The sequence below is a fragment of the Pseudomonas sp. R3-57 genome, from assembly GCF_051132065.1.
Taxonomy (GTDB): domain Bacteria; phylum Pseudomonadota; class Gammaproteobacteria; order Pseudomonadales; family Pseudomonadaceae; genus Aquipseudomonas.
The window spans coordinates 2,711,930-2,729,235 of the sequence record NZ_CP071655.1 but is presented as its reverse complement, the minus strand read 5'-3'; the positions used below and the strand labels follow the sequence as shown (position 1 = coordinate 2,729,235).

Below are 17,306 nucleotides of genomic sequence, written 5' to 3'. Positions count from 1 at the left end.
ATTCAGCTTTCTCTCCCGGCGCGGTACTGCCCCCACTTGAGGTTCATGTTCACCCCAAGCGAAAGGAAGGGTTCTGGCGGGTTGCTGTTGGGACCCGGTGCCTGCAACAGGAAATCAATCAGTACGTCGCGTTGCCCCGCCAGCCAGTCGGCGAGCAACTTGCCGGTGACCGTTCCGCGGGTCACGCCGAGACCGTTGCATCCCAGCGCGCCATAGACGTTTGGCGCCAATTCACCAAAGAAACCGTTGTGATTTCGCGACATTGCCAACGCGCCGCCCCACGTGTAGTCGAACCTCACGTCCGGCAGCATTGGAAAACGCTGATCGAATGAAGCTTTGTGGCGGCGAACGAAACGCTCGTTGAATTTGCTGTTGCTGCGCCCGTCCGGGTTGAAGGTGAAGCTGTTGCGGATCAGCAAACGATTGTCCGGGGTACGGCGGACCGTGGTGCCAAACGGGTCCGCCGGGATGGCCCCCCAGAAAGGCTTGCCGCCCAGTCGAGCCTGCTCTTCTTCGGTCAGCGGCCGCGTGATGCTGGCGTAGGTGTAAATCGGCAACATGCGTCCCTGGAGAAATCCGAAACGCATGCCAAACGAGTTGTTAGCCAGAATCAGTTTGTCGGCGGTGATGCTGCCGTGGGCATGTTTGAGCACTGTCCTGGGGCCATATTCCACTTCAACTATCGGGGTGCGCTCATACAGCGTGACGTTCGATGGCAAATGCTCGGCCAGGCCTTTCACCAGCGCGGACGGTTGCAGCAACACCGCGCCCGGGGTGAACAACGCTTTACGGTAAAAGCGGGTCCCCAGATGCTCAGGCAACTCATCGGCATCGATCATCTGAAAAGGCTGATCGAGTTTTTCCAAGCCGCGTCGATAGGCATCGAGTACAGCGATGCCACGGTTCTCCACTGCGGCCTGATATTTACCGCAGGCTTTCATTTGGCAGTCGATGCTGAATTGATCGACCAGATCGCGAAGTATCGATTGACCCGCCAGATTGAGTTTCAAACTGGTCCGCGCAAGGGCGATGTCACCGATGTAATCGTCGGCGCCAATGTCATGAGGAAGGTCAATGGCAAAACCGGCATTGCGCCCCGACGGCCCCAGCCCTACTTCCTGCGCTTCGATAAGTACCACTTCGTCGTTGGGAAAATTCAACGCGAGTTGCCGCGCGCACGCGAGCCCGGTGAACCCGGCGCCAATGATGACCCAGCGGGCTGAACGGTGCCCGCGGTGCGCTGGCTCGGGATTGCGTGGAGGGCTCAAATGAAACCAGCCACAACTATCATCATCGGCAGGTAACGAACTGACTTTCATAGTGTTGAACCGTTAATCGTTGAAGTTGCAAAACGCACGCGGCACGAAGCGAACGCACGCAATGGCGTTAACCGGAAAACTTGCGAAACTTGAACTCACGCAAACAGCAACGGTTGCCCGTTTTGCTCAATAGTTGGCCGCCACGGCATAACGTTCGGTGCTGGCATAATCACGTGAGTAGTAGTAATCCCTGAATGTCATCGGCGGTAAGCCGAACAGGTCTTTAAAACGCTTATAGAAATGCGGATAACTGACAAACCCGGTGGCCAGTGCCACGTCCGTCAATGAGCGATCACTCTGCACAATAAGCTGCCGGGCCCGGGTCAATCGCAGCTCCAGGTAATAACGGTTCGGTGCCGCGTTCAGATAGCGGGCAAAGCGTCTTTCCAGTTGCCGGCGCGATACGCCGACCTGACTGGCGATTTCATCAATTTCCATCGGCTCCTCAATATTCTTTTCCATCAAGTCGAGCGCGATATTCAGAGGCTTTGGAATTGCGGAGCAACGAATGTCGGCCGCGTTTGCTGATAGCCTCGCAACGCCTTGTCGAGGCTGATGAACCCGTTTTATTTCATCGACCAGTGCAGCATCATTGCGCGACCCGAGTTCCCGCATGATCGCCAGGGTCATATCGAGCGCCGAGTGAGCGTTGGCGCAGGTGGCCCGGCGCTCGGCGCAAGTGAAGTCGAGCCCTGACGCATTCAGCTGCGGAAAATATTCAGCGATCAGCGCGCAGCTGTCGCTGTGACAGGCGAAGTCGTGCGCGTCGAGCAAACCCGCGTCTGCCAGATAAAACGCGGCATTCCAGCAGCCAGCAACGACACCTTTGGTCGCCGACTTTTTCAGCACCCGACGCAGCAATGGCTGCGCCGCGAGCCTCACGCGTTGGCCGCCAACCACGATCACCGCCTCGTGATTGAAGCCTTCGGCTCTCAAAGGCTGCGACGACAGCGGCACACCAATATCGCTTTCGACCATTCCACCCGGAAGTGAGTAAGTCGATACGTGATAGATCGTTTCGCCGTTGATCAGGTTGCCGGTCGCCAGGGCATCCATCGCCGTTGAAAGTGTCGTCAAGGAGAAATGATCAAGCAGAATGAATGCCACCCGCACGACATGCTCACTACCCGACGAAACCGTGGATTGTCGAAACCCGATGTTCTGTTGTTTCAACGGACTTTGAAATGTATCCATCTTGCATCACCCACTCACCTTCACTTGAAACGACAACCTTGCGGTTAGCGACAGGCAGAGCCCGCCACTAAACCGAGGTCACGCCGATTACTTCGCTGCCGCCCGTGCGTCACTCAACCAACCATCGTAGGCTTGCTGGTTGGCCTTGATCCATTCAGCGGCATGACGCTTGATGTCGGCGAGCGACTTTTCACCTTTCTGCATCCTCAGGTTCTGAGCACTCTCGGCGGCAGTGGGAATGCTGACTTCGGAGAGGAACTTGCGCGCCACCGGGTTCTTCTCGGCGAACTCTTTGTTCATCACGGCGTTGACCGTGTCTACCGGGAAGCCCAGGTTCTTGCCGTCATGGAAGGTGTCCTTGCTTTCCTGGCCATCCGGCAGTGAGGTGAAGGGTACCGGCAACCAGACCACGTCACGCCCTTCCACCAGCACACTGGCTATCCACTGCGGCACCCAAGTGAAGAACAGCACAGGTTTGCCTTGTTGATAGCGGGCGATGGTGTCTGCCATCAGCGCAAAGTAGGAGCCGCGGTTGTCCACGACGGTTGGCCCGAGGCCGTAGGCTTTCATGTGGTGCTCAACCATGATTTCGCAGCCCCAACCCGGGTTGCATCCGGTCAGATCGGCTTTGCCATCGCCGTTACTGTCGAACAGCTTGGCGATCTCGGGTTTCTTCAGATCCGACAGATCCTTGATCTGATAGGCCTCGGCCGTCTTCTTGTCGATCATGTAACCTTGCAGCACACCTTTCATGATCTGGCCGACCTTGACCATTACATCATCGCCACCGGCCTTGTCGTAAAACGCCTGGTGCAGGTGTTCCCATTCGTGCACGGTGAAATCTGCATCGCCGTAAGAAAGCGCGAGGAACATCGCCGGATAGTCGACTTCTTTCGGTTGTTTGACGTCATAGCCGAGGTCCTTGAGACCGGCGATGACAACCTCACCGCGAAAACGCTCTTCGACGATCGTCGGAAAGATCGGCGTGATCGAAACGCCCGCACCGGGCTTATTGGCATCGGCCGCGTAAACCGCCGAGCAAAGTAAGGTGCTCAATACTGAAGCCGCCAGGCTCGCGACTACGCCTTTATTGAAATTTGTCAGTTTCATGTATCACCACGCTTGAAGTTTTTTAATGGGTGAGCAGGCAAACTCAATTGGTCAACGGATGTGCAACGTTCTTCTTTTTCTTGAACTTCATGACTAGCCCTACGGGGCCGCTTTCATACCAGCGCTGACCGCTCGCCAGATCGCTGCTGCGCTCGCCCATTGCCTGGGTCAGTCGGTCGAGGAATACCGCGAGCAATACCAGTCCGGCACCGCCGACACTGGCCAGGCCCATGTCGAGGCGACCGATGCCACTCAACACCATCAGGCCCAGCCCCCCCACCGAAATCATCGAAGCCACGACCACCATCGATAGCGACAACATCAATGTCTGATTGAGACCGGCCATCATCGTCGGTGCCGCCAACGGCAACTGCACTTTCAAGAGCATCTGTGTGGCGGTGCAGCCGAACGCCCGCGCCGCTTCGACCTTGTCGGCCGGCACCTGGCGAATGCCGAGGTTGGTCAGCCGCACCAAAGGCGCGACCGAGAAGATGATCGTGACAATTACGCCAGGGACGTTGCCGATGCCGAAAAGCATGACGACGGGCACCAGATAGACGAATGCCGGTAGCGTTTGCATGGCATCCAGGACTGGGCGGATGATCATTTCCGTGCGATCACTGCGGGCGCAGAGGATGCCCAGAGGGATGCCGATGACCGCGCAAAACAACAGCGATGTCAGCACCAGGGCCAGCGTGACCATGGCATCGTTCCAGACACCGATCAGTCCGAGGCCTGTTAGCGTCGCGATACTGAATATAGCGATGCGCTTGCCGCCAATTTGCCAACTGATCAGCCCGGCAATGATGATGAAAACTGTCGGAGGCACGGAGAGCAAGCTCCATTGGACGCCATCCAATACCTGATCTACCGGCCAGCGAATCGAACGAAATACTTCGCGAAAGTTACTGACCAGATATTTGAGCGCGGTTTCGACCCACGAACCCAAGGGGATATTGAAACTTTCGAAAGGATTTAAAAAGTTGAAGTCTGACATGGTGCTACCTCGCCCTCAGAAACTGCGTATCAATTCTGATTATTCGGAGTTCAGCTGTTACTTAGGCAGCTCAGCAGATGGCCTTGCGAAATCGAACCTTTATAAAGCCCAACTTCATCTACAACCGGCATCGGCGTTGGTGAGGCAGCGACAAGATGAAGAATCTCTCGCAACGATGCGTCGGCCTTGATTGATACTTGCCCGCCAGGCACATAAGCAATATCGCAATCCTGTTGCGCGATATCGCCTGCCTTCAAAATTCGACTGGTATCGAAACCATTGAAAAAATCGCGAACATATTTATTCACCGGATTGCACAGAAGCTCACGCGGCGTGCCGATCTGCACCACCCGCCCGCCTTCCATGATCGCAATGCGATGACCGATGCGAACCGCTTCTTCGATATCGTGGGAGATGAAAATTATGGTGCGATCCTGCTCGGCCTGAAGCTTGATCAGCTCGCCCTGCATTTCGCTGCGAATCATCGGATCAAGTGCCGAGAACGCTTCGTCCATCAACAGAATGGCGGGGTCATTGGCCAGCGCGCGAGCCAGCCCGACGCGCTGCTGCATGCCGCCGGAAAGTTGGTGGGGAAAGCTGAATTCGTGCCCGCAAAGCCCGACTTGCTCCAGTGCACCCATCGCTCGGCAGTAGCGTTCTTTTTCGCTGACGCCGCTGATCTCCAGACCAAAGCTGACGTTGTCAATGACGCTCATGTGGGGCATCAGGGCAAACGACTGAAAGACCATGCCCATGTCTTTGCGGCGAACTTGCAACAAGTCCTTATCGCCTAATCCAGTGATTTCCTTGCCGTTCAGGAAGATCTTGCCGCAGGTCGGTTCGATCAATCGGTTGAACAATCTGACCATGGTCGATTTGCCGGAGCCGGACAAACCCATGATCACGAATATCTCACCGCGACGAACGGAAAAGTTGGCGTCAAAAACACCAATCGCCTGACCGGTTTTTTTGAACACTTCAGCTTTGGAAGCACCTTCTTCAACCATTTTCATGGCAAGTGCCGGTTGCGTGCCGAATACTTTGAAAACGTTCTTTACGCAGATGATTTCGTCGGAGCTTGTCATACCTTGCCTCCTTCTCCTCGAGCATCTTTCGCATTAAGCGAACTGCGTTCGAGGGAAATTATTATTAAGCGGCAGCGGTAATGAATATATGTCTTCACGACGGGCTTCCTTTTATTATTTTTGGCCCTGGGAAAAAGGGATGTTTCAAATTTATTAGCTTCACCCCGCTTAATCCAACTACATTTACAGGGACTATTTGATAACGTCGGGTTATCGGTTGCCGCGACGGTTTTCAGTGATTGCTGCCTTCGCAATCATGAACGACCGGATCTATTCCCAAAGCGACGCTGGCGTAGCCCCCCACGCACGGTTCCGTTACCCTCCTCGCGCTTCGTTGGGGAGCCGTATCGTTAGGAGAGTGTACGAATGACCAAGCATGTCGACCCTGACACGATCTTGCTGAAAATGCCGTCCTTGAGGGCGGTAAAGGCATTTGTGGCGGCGGCCAAATACGAAAGCTTCACCCGTGCAGCGGAGGCGCTATGCGTCTCTCAGGCAGCGATCAGTCGGCAGATTCGGGAGCTGGAAAGCTATCTCGGCGCGCAGCTGTTTACCCGAGTGGGCCGAGCCGTCGAGTTGACCGCCGCCGGTGCGGTGTTTTTCGATGCCGCGCAATTGTCGTTCGTCAACATTGCCCAGGCCGCCGAACGCATCCGCAGCAGCCAGTCGACCAAGAAAGTGCTCACCGTCTGCTGCTCCCCAGCCTTTTCCGCGCTGTGGCTGTCGAATCATCTGCAGGAATTCTTCGCGCAATGCCCGGATATCGAACTCAACCTGATCACCACGCAGAACTTCCTGACCATGGAACCCGGCGTACAGCCGGATATCTTCATCACCAAGATTTCCCGCATCCGCGAGGGATATAGAAGCTACCCGCTATGCCACGACGTGATTTATCCAGTGTGCACACCGCAATATCTGGAGAAGCACCCGGAGATTGCAACCATCGAAGGCGTGCGCGATTCGGCGCTACTCAACCTCAGCCCTTACGGCCGCTCGCAAGTGGCCGAGCATGTCGACTGGGGCGTATGGCTGGCGTTTCAGGCCATCGATATCGACGACCGCCCGGCAAACAGCCCGCAAATCTTCAATGCCAACGACTACAACCTGCTCATCAGCATGGTATTGACCCATCAGGGCATCGCGCTGGGCTGGAATCATCTGGTCACGGCGCTGGTGCAACAGGGCTTGCTGGTTCGACCGATCGAGCAACAGGTGCAATTGCGTAATAGCTGGCACTACCTGAGCTGCCGCGAAAACTCGGACAACGAAGACGAGCTGCGGCGCTTTCGCGAATGGATTCTGGCGAAGTTTCCGCGCCGCTGACTGATTGGCACCGCCGTCGGCTGATTTGGTTATCAATAGCCCGACGAAAATGTTGCTGGAGCGCCACCCTTCACCTGAATCACTGTTGAGCGGTGCCGGCCACGATCGGTTCGGCTCAACCACAGGAAGGGATTGTTGAATGTCACTCTTCGAATTCTGCCGCCACTTTGATTTCGTCAATGCCCCGCTCAAGACCCGTGCGATCGTGCAGGACAGCCTGCTGGATATCGTCGGCGTCATGGCCGGTGCAGCCAATAACGACACGAGCGCCGCGATGCGGCGTTTCGCCGAGCAGCATTACCCCGAGGGAGCCTACGCCAGTCGCCTGATCTTTGGCGGAAAACGGGTCAACGTACTCGGCGTAGCCTGGGCCGGCGGGTTCAGCGCAGACAGCCTCGACGCCCATGAGGGTCACTTCAGATCCAAGGGCCATGCCGGCGCCACGGTTGTTCCTGCCGTGCTCGCCCTCGCTGATGCGCTCCATTATCGCGGCAGGTCGATCAGCGGCCAGGAACTGCTGAGCGCGCTGTGCATTGGTTACGAAACGGCGCTGCGTGCCGGTACCGCATTGATGGCGACCTCGCCTACGTATCACGCATCAGGCGGTTTTTCAGCGATCGGTGTGGTGTGTGCCGGCGCGCGTTTGCTGAGCCTGGACGAGCAGACATTCCGCCACGCCTTGGGCATCGCCGAGTATTTCAGCGCACGCTGCCCGATGATGCGTGTAGTGCAAGCGCCGACAATGCTGCGCGATGCTCACGGCGCCGGGGCATTCGCTGGTTTGAATGCGTTGTTGATGGCCATCGAAGGCATCACCGGAGCGCCCGCCGAAACGGTGGAAGACGCCACGGTTGCCGAATACTGGACCGATATCGGCAAACGCTGGGAGATCGACAGTCAGTACTTCAAACCCTGGCCGGTCTGCCGCTGGGCGCAACCGGCGCTGACCGCGATGCTCGAACTGCGGCGCCAAAACCCAATGCTGGATGCCGACTCGATTGAAACCATTCGGGTGGAAACGTTCTATGAGTCGATGTGTTTGCAGGGGCATGCGCCGAATGATGCCGACCAAGCGCAATACGCCCTCGCCTTTCCGCTGGCAGCATTGATTATCAGGGGCGAAGTCGGGCCCGATGAAGTCACCGGAGCGGCGATCTTTGCGCCGGACATTCTGGCGTTGAGTGCCCGCATCGAAATCGTTGAAGCCGCCGATATCTCCGCGAGATTTCCCGCCGAAATCCTCTCCCGGTTGACCATAATCCTGAAAAATGGCGAGACGCTGACGAGCCCTATCACCGCCGCGCGCGGCGATCCGCAAACACCCTTGAGTGCCGAAGAGTTGAGTCAGAAGTTCGATCTGTTCGCCGTTCGCCTCGGCCATGAGCGCAGCACCGCTGTGAAAAAGGCGATCTACAACATTGCCCAGGCGGGCTGCGCGATCACCGCGCTGGAGAGTGTCTTTCAAGCAGTGCCGGCGGGCGCCTGATCTCCCATTGATAACGTCAAATCATTAATTGCCCGCAGCAAATGTCGTTTGTGACGTTTGTCCAGCGCGCTATAGGCTGAGACCTATCATTCTTCTATTTTCATAAGTCACGAATAACGGTGACCGCTCAAGATTGATGTCCTGGGAGGATAACAATGCACAATAAACAAAGCGTTTTCGACCTGATCAGCCAGCGTAAGCCATGGCATTCGCTGCCGGGTGCGCTTTACAGCAGTGAAGATGTTTACCGTCAGGATCTTGAGCAGATTTGGCACAAGGACTGGATCTTTGCTGGCCACACGTTCGAGATTACCAAGCCGGGACAGTATTTCACCCTGCAGATCGGCGACTATCCCGTCGCAGTGGTACGCGGCAAGGATGGCGAGGTTCGGGCCTTCCATAATGCCTGCCGTCACCGTGGCGCGAAAATCTGCGACGCTGATCACGGCAAAGTGGCAAAAATGGTCTGCCCGTATCACAAATGGACCTATGAGCTGGACGGCAACCTGTTGTTCGCTGGCAACATGGGCCAGGATTTCGACAAGTCCCAGTACAGTCTGAAAAGCGTTCACTGCGAGATCGTCGATACCTATATTTACGTTTGCGTTGCCGCCAGAGCGCCCGATTTCGAAGGCTTCCGTAAAGCGGTCAGCCCTTTCGTCGCGCCACATTTTCTTGAAGACTGCAAAGTGGCGTTCGAGTCGAACATCATCGAGAAAGGCAACTGGAAGCTGGTCTTTGAAAACAATCGCGAGTGTTACCACTGCGATGGCTCCCACCCGGAACTGCTGCATTCTTTCGTCGATAACCTGTCGGTGGGCGGCATCAGCGGCGAAGACGACCCGGAACTGTCGGCCTACTGGTCAAAATGCGAAAACGCCGGGTTGCCAAGCCGTCTGGTCATGGACATCAATGGCCAGTTCCGCATGACCCGCATTCCGCTGTCATCCGGTGCCGTCAGCTACACCATGGACGGCAAGCCAGCCGTTGCCGGTCGCCTGGACAAAACCGGCGAAGCAGACATCGGCGCGCTGTTGTACTTCCATTACCCCTCCACGTGGAATCACTTCCTCGGCGACCATGCGCTGAGTTTCCGTGTACTGCCCATCAGTGCGACTGAAACGCTGGTCACCACCAAATGGCTGGTGCATAACACGGCCGTGGAAGGCGTCGATTACGATATCGAACGCTTGACCAAGGTCTGGATTGCGACCAACGATCAGGACCGGACGCTGGTCGAAGGCACCCAACGTGGCGTGACCTCGCCCTCGTACGAGCCAGGCCCTTATTCGGAAACCGCCGAGACCGGCGTTTGTCAGTTCGACGACTGGTACTGCGCGACGATGATGGATCGACTCAAGGGGCCGATCCCGCTGAAGTCTGTTGGCTGATTGAAATTGCCCGCGACGCAGGTTCCCCGGATCAGGAACCTGCGCGCGCACCACTCGAAATCTACTCTCTGCTCGTTCAATCCACTGTCTTACCGCTGATTGCATCCGCCATCGGTCCGGACGCCTCACGTTGTCGGGCCGCATGCCAACACAGTAACGAGCCCGCGGTCACCAGCACAGCGCCCTGCCAGAACTGTACCTGCAAACTCACGCCCAGCCACAACGCGGCGAACGCCGTTGACAGTACCTGCGCGGAGCAGGAAGCGGTCGCCAGCAAGGTCAGCTTTCCCCGCAGAATTCCGATGTTCCACAAAGCGTAGCCACCCGCCATGGCCACTCCTGCGGCCCGGAGCTCCAGCGAACTTGCCCAGGTAAACGCCGGGATCTGTTCGTCGCTTGTCGACCACTTCAACCACAGCACAAGCGCAGTCAGCGGGAAAAACAGCGCGACCTGATTTAGCCCGCGCGCATAGCGGCGCGTGACATTGCGATACAGAGCGAAGGTGATCGCACACGCCAGCGCCAGGCTGTAGCTCAACGGATTGGATTGAACATTGGACACAATCCCGGGCAATGACAGCCCCTCACCGCTGACGACCCACAGGATGCCAAAATCGCCAGCGCAGAACCTGGAACAATCAGCCATCGCGTTTTCCGGGTACGAAAAACTGAATCGACCGTACAGGCTAAAGAGCAAAAGTGGATCGATACAATGATTTTTTGCCAGGCAAACGATGAGGTCAGGTTATGCGTAACCGTGTGAGTGCTGACTTGCTTGTGGTCGCGGCGCGGTCACAGCGCTATGGTGGTTTACTAGCAGCCGAGGAACCCTGAATGCCGAAAAATCCACCCACTCCTAAAGAGCCCGCCAGCGCCGCCGACATCGAGCGCTCGATCCAGGCCCTCAACCGGCTGGCCGAGCGCCTCTGGGGCGAAGATCGTGTCGCCGAGGCCAAGGCTCTGCTTGATGCGCTCGATGCGTTGAACCGTGCGCTCGATCGCATCCGCATTGGCGAAAGTCGCCGGGCGGCGACTCTGCATTGAGGCATAGGTTTACGGCTTGAGGATCAGCACCGGTTCGCCCTTCTTGAGGATGTAAGTCGCCAGCTCCGAGGCCTTGTCCTTGCCGACGTTTTTCGCCACATGCGCCACGCCTTCCGGAATGAACAGCGACTCCCCCGCCTTCAGCGTCACCGGCGCCCTGCCCTCCAGTTGATATTCGAACGTGCCGCTAATCACGTAAGCGACTTCAACGCCGGGATGTGCATGGCGCGGCGAGGTCACGCCCGGTTCGAAATCAACGCGTGCCTGAACCACTTCGCGGTCGGCGGCGCCGAGATCCTGCTTGACCAGATCGGTGCGGCTCAGGCCTTGCTGCCAGCTCTTGGCCGGGGCGTCGGCCGCGTGGGCGATGCCGATCATCGAAGCGAAAATGGCGCTGGCGAGTAACAGTGAACGTCTCATATGTAGCCCTCTCAATCAGTGGTGTGGTGAGGGCTACTGTGCAGGTTGCGTGTAGGGTGGATGTGTCGTGGAACCTGAGTTTGGTGTTCAGCTGTGTACTGCGCTCAATCTGATACACGTTTATACAAACTACTTTGCCGCAGTGGCGATCAACCAGACGGGCCTGGTGGGCGAGGAAGCTGTAAACTGCCGCGATCTTCACTCGCTCAAACAAGGGATTCCCATGGCCAACCAAGACATCACCTTCACCCCCGATCCGGACGCCGACTCGATTTCTTCCGACGTGGCGACGTTCGGCGGAATCATGGTTTCCACCCAGATCCCGACCCACGCCGACGGCAGCCTGGAGCTGGGCGATATCACCACTCAGAGCGAATGCACCCTGCAAGCGCTGAAAGTTGCACTGGAACGTGCCGGCAGTTCGATGGATCGGGTCATGCACCTGACCATTTACCTCACCGATATGGCCGATCGCGCCGCATTCAACGAGGTTTACCAGCGCTTCTTCGCCAAGCCATGGCCGGTACGCGCGGCAGTGGGCGTACCGGCGCTGGCGGTTGAGGGGATGCGCGTGGAAGTCACCGCGATGGCGGCCAAGGCCTGACCTGACGTCTGCAACACCCTACAACCCTGTGGGCCAGCCTGCTGTCGGTAGCGGCCTTGCATTCAACATTCGAGTTGGCTGAACCACCGCTATCGCGAGCAAGCTCGCTACCACAGGTTTCGCGGTGAATTCGAGCTCCGGGGCAATACACAAATCCACTGTGGGAGCCAGCCTGCTGGCGATGGCGGCCTGACATTCAACATCGATGCTGGCTGGACCGGCGCTATCGCGAGCAGGCTCACTCCTACAGGGGGTTGGGTGATTCTTGAGTTCTGTGCCATCGGGCAGCGCGGGCGTGCCGGCCGCGCGTTTCGCGGGTAGAATGCGCGCCTAACCGTGACAGCCTGACTAAAAAAACTATGTCCTTGCCCAAGCATCATCTGGAATTGCTCAGCCCTGCCCGCGACGTGGCCATCGCCCGTGAAGCGATCCTGCACGGCGCTGACGCCGTGTACATCGGCGGCCCGAGCTTCGGCGCGCGCCACAACGCCTGCAACGAAGTCAGCGAAATCGCCGAGCTGGTGGAATTCGCCCGGCGCTACCATGCGCGCATTTTCACCACCATCAACACCATCCTGCACGACAACGAACTGGAGCCGGCGCGCAAGCTGATCCACCAGTTGTACGACGCCGGTGTCGACGCGCTGATCGTTCAGGACCTGGGCGTGATGGAGCTGGACATTCCGCCGATCGAGCTGCACGCCTCGACCCAGACCGATATCCGCACCCTGGAGCGGGCGAAGTTCCTCGATCAGGCCGGTTTCTCGCAACTGGTACTGGCGCGTGAGCTGAACCTGCAGGAAATCCGCGCCATCGCCGACGAGACCGACGCTGCCGTCGAGTTCTTCATCCACGGCGCGTTATGCGTGGCCTTCTCCGGCCAGTGCAACATTTCCCACGCGCAGACCGGGCGCAGCGCCAACCGTGGCGACTGCTCGCAGGCCTGCCGTCTGCCGTACACCCTGAAAGATGAAAAGGGTGGCGTGATCGCCTACGAAAAACACCTGCTGTCGATGAAAGACAACAACCAGAGCGCCAACATCCGCGCACTGGTCGAAGCCGGTGTGCGCTCGTTCAAGATCGAAGGCCGCTACAAGGACATGGGCTATGTGAAAAACATCACTGCCTATTACCGCCAGCGCCTCGACGACGTGCTGGAAGATCGCCCGGACCTCGCCCGCGCGTCCAGCGGCCGCACCGCGCATTTCTTCCTGCCCGATCCGGAAAAAACCTTCCACCGTGGCAGCACCGATTATTTCGTCACCGATCGCAAGATCGACATCGGCGCCTTTGACTCGCCGACCTTCACCGGCCTGCCAGTCGGTACGGTCGAGAAAGTCGGCAAGCGTGACATGCAAGTGGTCACTCATGAGCCGCTGTCCAACGGTGACGGCCTCAACGTGCTGGTCAAACGCGAAGTGGTCGGTTTCCGCGCCAACATCGCCGAAGCCAAGGGCGAGTTCGAAGAAGATGGCGAGAAGCGCTACCGCTACCGCGTCGAGCCGAACGAAATGCCCGAAGGCCTGTTCAAGCTGCGCCCGAATCATCCGCTGAACCGCAACCTCGACCACAACTGGCAACAGGCGCTGCAAAAGACCTCGTCGGAACGTCGCGTGGCCCTGAGCTGGCTGGCGCGCCTGCGCGAGGAACAGCTGGAAATCACTGCCACCAGCGAAGAAGGCATCAGCGCCAGCGTCACCCTCAACGGGCCGTTCGGCGTGGCCAACAAGCCTGAGCAAGCGCTGGAACAGTTGCGCGATCTGCTCGGCCAGCTCGGCACCACCCAGTACCACGCCACTGACATCAAGCTCGATGCGCCGCAGGCATTCTTCATCCCCAACTCGCAGCTCAAAGCCCTGCGCCGTGAAGTGATCGAAGCCCTGACCGCTGCTCGCGTTGCCGCGCATCCACGGGGCAGCCGCAAGGCCGAAACCAGCCCGCCGCCGGTGTACCCGGATTCGCACCTGACCTTCCTCGCCAACGTCTACAACCAGAAGGCGCGCGACTTCTACCACCGTCACGGCGTCAAGCTGATCGACGCGGCGTACGAAGCCCACGAAGAGCCGGGCGAAGTACCGGTGATGATCACCAAGCACTGCCTGCGCTTCTCCTTCAACCTGTGCCCGAAACAAGCCAAAGGCGTGACCGGCGTGCGCACCAAAGTCGCGCCGATGCAGTTGATCCACGGCGATGAAGTGCTGACGCTGAAGTTCGATTGCAAGCCGTGCGAGATGCACATCATCGGCAAGATGAAAGGCCACATTCTCAACCTGCCGCAACCGGGCAGCGTGGTCGGCCACATCAGCCCCGAAGACCTGATGAAAACCATCCCGCGCGCACCGCACTGAGTGCCTGGTCTGCGCGGTGCTTCGGCGCCGCGCAGGCTGGTTTGCTGTGCCTTGCCAAATCGCAGGCATAAAAAAACGCCAACTTCTTGCGAAGTTGGCGTTTTTTCGAATATGGCAGGGGCGGCTGGATTCGAACCAACGCATGGCAGGATCAAAACCTGCTGCCTTACCGCTTGGCGACGCCCCTACTGCTCTTTCCAGCGGCCCGTTGGGTTCGCTGTAAGAACGGGGCGCAATTTACCAACATTGTTTGGCTTTGGGAAGCCCGGCGTGAAATATTTTTTGTTTTAAAACAGCGACTTAATTTTTACCCCCGTAAAACCGCCCGCGCCCGCCCCGTTCCGCCCGTCGTGTATCACAGTGTGTACCCGCGCAGCGACGATACGGCGCCTTGCAACACGGCTATTGTTCGACACAGCCCGGATACGTCCATCCGCTCAAATGCACTCACGGTTTCAAGGTTTCATTCAGCCCCTTGACCAAGGCATGCACAGGAGACGTCCCCATGAAAAAGGCACTGCACACCCGTAAAACCGCACTCGGCTTGTCGATCCTGGCGCTGTCGCTGTTCGGCACTGTCGCCAGCGTTCAGGCGCAAACCGCCGAACCGGCTGCGATCAGCTATTCCGCGCCCTCGCCCTTCGGCCCGCTGAAACATGTGAAGGCCGGCGTGCTCGACGTCGCTTATGCCGAAACCGGCCCGGCCAGCGGCCCGGTGGTGATCCTGCTGCACGGCTGGCCCTACGACATTCACAGCTACGACGAAGTCGCGCCGCTGCTGGCCGCCAACGGCTACCGGGTGCTGATGCCCTATGCGCGCGGTTACGGTGATACGCAATTCCTTTCCAAAGACACCCTGCGCAACGGCCAACCGGCGGCGCTGGCCAGTGACGTCATCGACTTCATGGACGCACTGAAGATCAAGCAAGCCGTGCTCGGCGGCTACGACTGGGGCGCGCGTTCAGCGGACATCGTTGCGGCGCTGTGGCCCGAGCGCGTCAAGGCGCTGGTGGCGGTCAGCGGTTACCTGATCGGCAATCAGGCCGCCGGGCAGAACCCGCTGCCGCCAAAAGCCGAATTGCAATGGTGGTACCAGTTCTACTTCGCCACCGAACGCGGTCGCGCCGGTTATGCGAAGAACACCCATGACTTCGCCAAACTGATCTGGCAAACCGCCTCGCCGCAGTGGAAATTCGACGACGCGACCTTCGATCGCAGCGCCAAGGCCTTGCAGAACCCGGATCACGTCGAGATCACCGTGTTCAATTACCGCTGGCGCCTGGGCCTGGTGCAGGGTGAAGCGCAATACGCGGCGCTGGAACAGAAACTCGCCACCGCGCCGTCGATCAGCGTGCCGACCATCACCCTCGAAGGCGACGCCAACGGCGCACCGCACCCGGCACCGGAGGATTACGCCAAGCGCTTTACCGGTAAATACCAGTTCCGCTTGATCAGCGGCGGCATCGGGCACAACTTGCCGCAGGAAGATCCGAAGGCGTTTGCCCAAGCTGTCATCGACGCTGATCACCTGTAGAAACACAAAAGCAGTCAGCCGCAACGGCTGACTGCTTGATTGGTTAAAGGTGGGCTTGAGGCTCGAGGGACGGTCAGGTTCAGTGTAAAAGCTTGCAGATTCTTTGCCTGAACGGACGTTATCGCGAGCAGGCTCACTCCTACAGGGGAACGCATTTCAAAGGTAGGAGTGAGCCTGCTCGCGATGACGCCCGTTCAGACACCCTCAAGCCCGCCTAACGTTCGCGATCACTCGGTTGGCACAACCAGATCCAACGCCTTGTTCACCGCCAGTTCACCCAACATGACCACCTGCGCAATGCCCAACAAAGTCTGGCGATTGGAGCCCTCCAATACCCCCGCAAAATTGCCAAGCATGACCGTGGCGGACGCCAGGGAACCGCTGGCATTGGTCAGCAACGTTTCGGTGTCCGATTGCGGGTTGACCATGAACAGCGGGCTGGGCGTATAGGGCGTGGCCATGATCGCGGCGGGCAACAGGTAATGGTCAAGCGCGCGCTCCGCCGCTTCGTGGAGCTTTCGCGAGTTGGGGGACGCGTACGGCGAGGCCGGGTCAGTGAGCGGTGCTTCGGGTGGCTTGGACATCAGCTGCAACTCCAGACAGGAACCCCTCGAGGCTCGTTAACGGATGATCGTCACTGCGACGGGTTGGGCAAGCGCTGATTATCCAGCACGCGGTTTACCGTCAGCTCGCTGAGCATGATCATCTGTCGCAGGATGAGCATTTTTTTGCGCTGGGAACTGTCAATCGAATCGGCGAGTTCACGGGCCATGTCACTGGCCGAGGACAGGGTTTCCGTCGCTTCGACGAGCAGCGTTTCGTTATCCACGGTAGGGTCGATGAGGTAGATCTTGCCGGTGTTGCGCGAGGGAATCGAAATCTTGTGCGCCCCGGGACTGAGGTAGAAGTTGATGGCGCGATCGGCAGCGTCTTTGATGTTTTGAGGTTCGAGTGCGGCGTCGTAGGGGATTGGATCGGTGTCTGGCGGGTTGGGCGTAACTTTGAACATAGCTAATTCCTAAAATAGGGCTGCGACCGATCTCTACTAAAAGAAGGGTGGCAGCTGTGCGCAGGTTAGTAGACCGGTGGAATTAGCAAAACCGGCGCGCTCGAGAGCGCCCTGCGCACAACCGCCATCAAGTGCAGGTATGGACGTACCTGACTGATGGGCTTATGCGCCGCTAATACCAAACGGGCTACTAAACCCGACCACTGATGGGCAGTGGCAGGTCAACGATAGAGTCCGGGGCTAAAGCGCACAAGCCGGCGGATTCTGGCGTACGCGTAGGCAACGGCGCAAGGAGTTGTAGCCGCTATGGCGTAACAGTTGGTGTGTTTTAAACGTTGGTGCCCGGTGACGTTTAAGAGCCACCCTCACCCTAGCCCTCTCCCAAAGGGAGAGGGAACTGACCGTGGTGAAAGCGCCTGCTGCGCCGACAAGAAATACC

General features: G+C 58.2%; 16 protein-coding genes and 1 tRNA gene. 7 read left to right on the top strand and 10 right to left on the bottom strand.

Annotated elements, in window-relative coordinates:
- Positions 1–2: 2 nt before the first annotated feature.
- From J3P93_RS12415 to J3P93_RS12395, 5 genes are all read right to left on the bottom strand, one after another.
- On the bottom strand, positions 3–1,319 hold the full coding sequence (locus J3P93_RS12415) for an NAD(P)/FAD-dependent oxidoreductase (RefSeq protein WP_434597784.1): 1,317 nt from the start codon (positions 1,317–1,319) through the stop codon (positions 3–5).
- 126 nt (positions 1,320–1,445) lie between these two features.
- Positions 1,446–2,513 carry a GlxA family transcriptional regulator gene (locus J3P93_RS12410; RefSeq protein ID WP_434597782.1) on the bottom strand — a complete coding sequence of 356 codons (1,068 nt, stop codon included), beginning with the start codon at positions 2,511–2,513 and terminating at the stop codon, positions 1,446–1,448.
- Between the two features lie 87 nt (positions 2,514–2,600).
- Entirely contained in the window at positions 2,601–3,623 is a 1,023-nt protein-coding gene (proX, locus tag J3P93_RS12405; protein WP_434597779.1) for a glycine betaine/L-proline ABC transporter substrate-binding protein ProX, read from the bottom strand.
- A gap of 43 nt (positions 3,624–3,666) precedes the next feature.
- Positions 3,667–4,620 (bottom strand): glycine betaine/L-proline ABC transporter permease ProW, encoded by a 954-nt coding sequence (gene proW / locus J3P93_RS12400; RefSeq protein ID WP_434597777.1) that lies wholly within the window; start codon positions 4,618–4,620, stop codon positions 3,667–3,669.
- A gap of 50 nt (positions 4,621–4,670) precedes the next feature.
- A complete protein-coding gene (locus J3P93_RS12395) occupies positions 4,671–5,705 on the bottom strand; it encodes a quaternary amine ABC transporter ATP-binding protein (RefSeq protein WP_434597775.1) in 1,035 nt (344 codons plus the stop codon).
- Positions 5,706–6,071: 366 nt separating this feature from the next.
- On the opposite strand from J3P93_RS12395, the gene J3P93_RS12390 reads away from it, so the two are divergent.
- From J3P93_RS12390 to J3P93_RS12380, 3 genes are all read left to right on the top strand, one after another.
- Complete coding sequence (locus tag J3P93_RS12390; RefSeq protein WP_434597773.1) at positions 6,072–7,031, top strand: LysR family transcriptional regulator; 960 nt, start codon at positions 6,072–6,074, stop codon at positions 7,029–7,031.
- Positions 7,032–7,170: 139 nt separating this feature from the next.
- Positions 7,171–8,517 (top strand): MmgE/PrpD family protein, encoded by a 1,347-nt coding sequence (locus J3P93_RS12385; protein WP_434597770.1) that lies wholly within the window; start codon positions 7,171–7,173, stop codon positions 8,515–8,517.
- Between the two features lie 155 nt (positions 8,518–8,672).
- Positions 8,673–9,908 carry an aromatic ring-hydroxylating oxygenase subunit alpha gene (locus J3P93_RS12380; RefSeq protein ID WP_434597768.1) on the top strand — a complete coding sequence of 412 codons (1,236 nt, stop codon included), beginning with the start codon at positions 8,673–8,675 and terminating at the stop codon, positions 9,906–9,908.
- A 76-nt stretch (positions 9,909–9,984) separates the two neighbouring features.
- Here the strand turns inward: J3P93_RS12380 and J3P93_RS12375 are convergent, their stop codons facing one another.
- Positions 9,985–10,554, bottom strand: coding sequence for a hypothetical protein (locus tag J3P93_RS12375; protein WP_434597765.1), 570 nt, complete (start codon positions 10,552–10,554; stop codon positions 9,985–9,987).
- A 188-nt stretch (positions 10,555–10,742) separates the two neighbouring features.
- On the opposite strand from J3P93_RS12375, the gene J3P93_RS12370 reads away from it, so the two are divergent.
- Positions 10,743–10,952, top strand: coding sequence for a hypothetical protein (locus J3P93_RS12370; RefSeq protein WP_203421837.1), 210 nt, complete (start codon positions 10,743–10,745; stop codon positions 10,950–10,952).
- A 9-nt stretch (positions 10,953–10,961) separates the two neighbouring features.
- Here the strand turns inward: J3P93_RS12370 and J3P93_RS12365 are convergent, their stop codons facing one another.
- Positions 10,962–11,372, bottom strand: coding sequence for a cupin domain-containing protein (locus tag J3P93_RS12365; protein ID WP_434597763.1), 411 nt, complete (start codon positions 11,370–11,372; stop codon positions 10,962–10,964).
- Positions 11,373–11,595: 223 nt separating this feature from the next.
- On the opposite strand from J3P93_RS12365, the gene J3P93_RS12360 reads away from it, so the two are divergent.
- Both J3P93_RS12360 and J3P93_RS12355 read left to right on the top strand, forming a co-directional pair.
- Positions 11,596–11,976: a RidA family protein gene (locus tag J3P93_RS12360; RefSeq protein WP_434597760.1), complete on the top strand. Its 381-nt coding sequence runs from the start codon at positions 11,596–11,598 to the stop codon at positions 11,974–11,976.
- Between the two features lie 359 nt (positions 11,977–12,335).
- Positions 12,336–14,324: a peptidase U32 family protein gene (locus tag J3P93_RS12355; protein ID WP_434597758.1), complete on the top strand. Its 1,989-nt coding sequence runs from the start codon at positions 12,336–12,338 to the stop codon at positions 14,322–14,324.
- 112 nt (positions 14,325–14,436) lie between these two features.
- Here the strand turns inward: J3P93_RS12355 and J3P93_RS12350 are convergent.
- Positions 14,437–14,511: transfer RNA gene (locus J3P93_RS12350), tRNA-Gln, on the bottom strand.
- A 318-nt stretch (positions 14,512–14,829) separates the two neighbouring features.
- Here J3P93_RS12350 and J3P93_RS12345 point away from each other — a divergent pair.
- Entirely contained in the window at positions 14,830–15,858 is a 1,029-nt protein-coding gene (locus J3P93_RS12345; RefSeq protein WP_434597755.1) for an alpha/beta fold hydrolase, read from the top strand.
- Positions 15,859–16,085: 227 nt separating this feature from the next.
- Here J3P93_RS12345 and J3P93_RS12340 read toward each other — a convergent pair whose 3' ends face one another.
- Positions 16,086–16,442, bottom strand: a complete 357-nt coding sequence (locus tag J3P93_RS12340) for a DUF6124 family protein (protein WP_434597753.1) — start codon at positions 16,440–16,442, stop codon at positions 16,086–16,088.
- 50 nt (positions 16,443–16,492) lie between these two features.
- The gene (locus J3P93_RS12335; RefSeq protein ID WP_434597751.1) at positions 16,493–16,867 is read right to left on the bottom strand and encodes a DUF6124 family protein; all 375 of its coding nucleotides are present in this window, start codon (positions 16,865–16,867) and stop codon (positions 16,493–16,495) included.
- Positions 16,868–17,306: the final 439 nt, after the last annotated feature.

What these genes read in the sequence shown, in the direction of transcription:
- J3P93_RS12415 (WP_434597784.1), bottom strand. Translation starts at nt 1,319, where the DNA reads ATGAAAGTCAGTTCGTTACCTGCCGATGATGATAGTTGTGGCTGGTTT.
- J3P93_RS12410 (WP_434597782.1), bottom strand. Translation starts at nt 2,513, where the DNA reads ATGGATACATTTCAAAGTCCGTTGAAACAACAGAACATCGGGTTTCGA.
- proX (WP_434597779.1), bottom strand. Translation starts at nt 3,623, where the DNA reads ATGAAACTGACAAATTTCAATAAAGGCGTAGTCGCGAGCCTGGCGGCT.
- proW (WP_434597777.1), bottom strand. Translation starts at nt 4,620, where the DNA reads ATGTCAGACTTCAACTTTTTAAATCCTTTCGAAAGTTTCAATATCCCC.
- J3P93_RS12395 (WP_434597775.1), bottom strand. Translation starts at nt 5,705, where the DNA reads ATGACAAGCTCCGACGAAATCATCTGCGTAAAGAACGTTTTCAAAGTA.
- J3P93_RS12390 (WP_434597773.1), top strand. Translation starts at nt 6,072, where the DNA reads ATGACCAAGCATGTCGACCCTGACACGATCTTGCTGAAAATGCCGTCC.
- J3P93_RS12385 (WP_434597770.1), top strand. Translation starts at nt 7,171, where the DNA reads ATGTCACTCTTCGAATTCTGCCGCCACTTTGATTTCGTCAATGCCCCG.
- J3P93_RS12380 (WP_434597768.1), top strand. Translation starts at nt 8,673, where the DNA reads ATGCACAATAAACAAAGCGTTTTCGACCTGATCAGCCAGCGTAAGCCA.
- J3P93_RS12375 (WP_434597765.1), bottom strand. Translation starts at nt 10,554, where the DNA reads ATGGCTGATTGTTCCAGGTTCTGCGCTGGCGATTTTGGCATCCTGTGG.
- J3P93_RS12370 (WP_203421837.1), top strand. Translation starts at nt 10,743, where the DNA reads ATGCCGAAAAATCCACCCACTCCTAAAGAGCCCGCCAGCGCCGCCGAC.
- J3P93_RS12365 (WP_434597763.1), bottom strand. Translation starts at nt 11,372, where the DNA reads ATGAGACGTTCACTGTTACTCGCCAGCGCCATTTTCGCTTCGATGATC.
- J3P93_RS12360 (WP_434597760.1), top strand. Translation starts at nt 11,596, where the DNA reads ATGGCCAACCAAGACATCACCTTCACCCCCGATCCGGACGCCGACTCG.
- J3P93_RS12355 (WP_434597758.1), top strand. Translation starts at nt 12,336, where the DNA reads ATGTCCTTGCCCAAGCATCATCTGGAATTGCTCAGCCCTGCCCGCGAC.
- J3P93_RS12345 (WP_434597755.1), top strand. Translation starts at nt 14,830, where the DNA reads ATGAAAAAGGCACTGCACACCCGTAAAACCGCACTCGGCTTGTCGATC.
- J3P93_RS12340 (WP_434597753.1), bottom strand. Translation starts at nt 16,442, where the DNA reads ATGTCCAAGCCACCCGAAGCACCGCTCACTGACCCGGCCTCGCCGTAC.
- J3P93_RS12335 (WP_434597751.1), bottom strand. Translation starts at nt 16,867, where the DNA reads ATGTTCAAAGTTACGCCCAACCCGCCAGACACCGATCCAATCCCCTAC.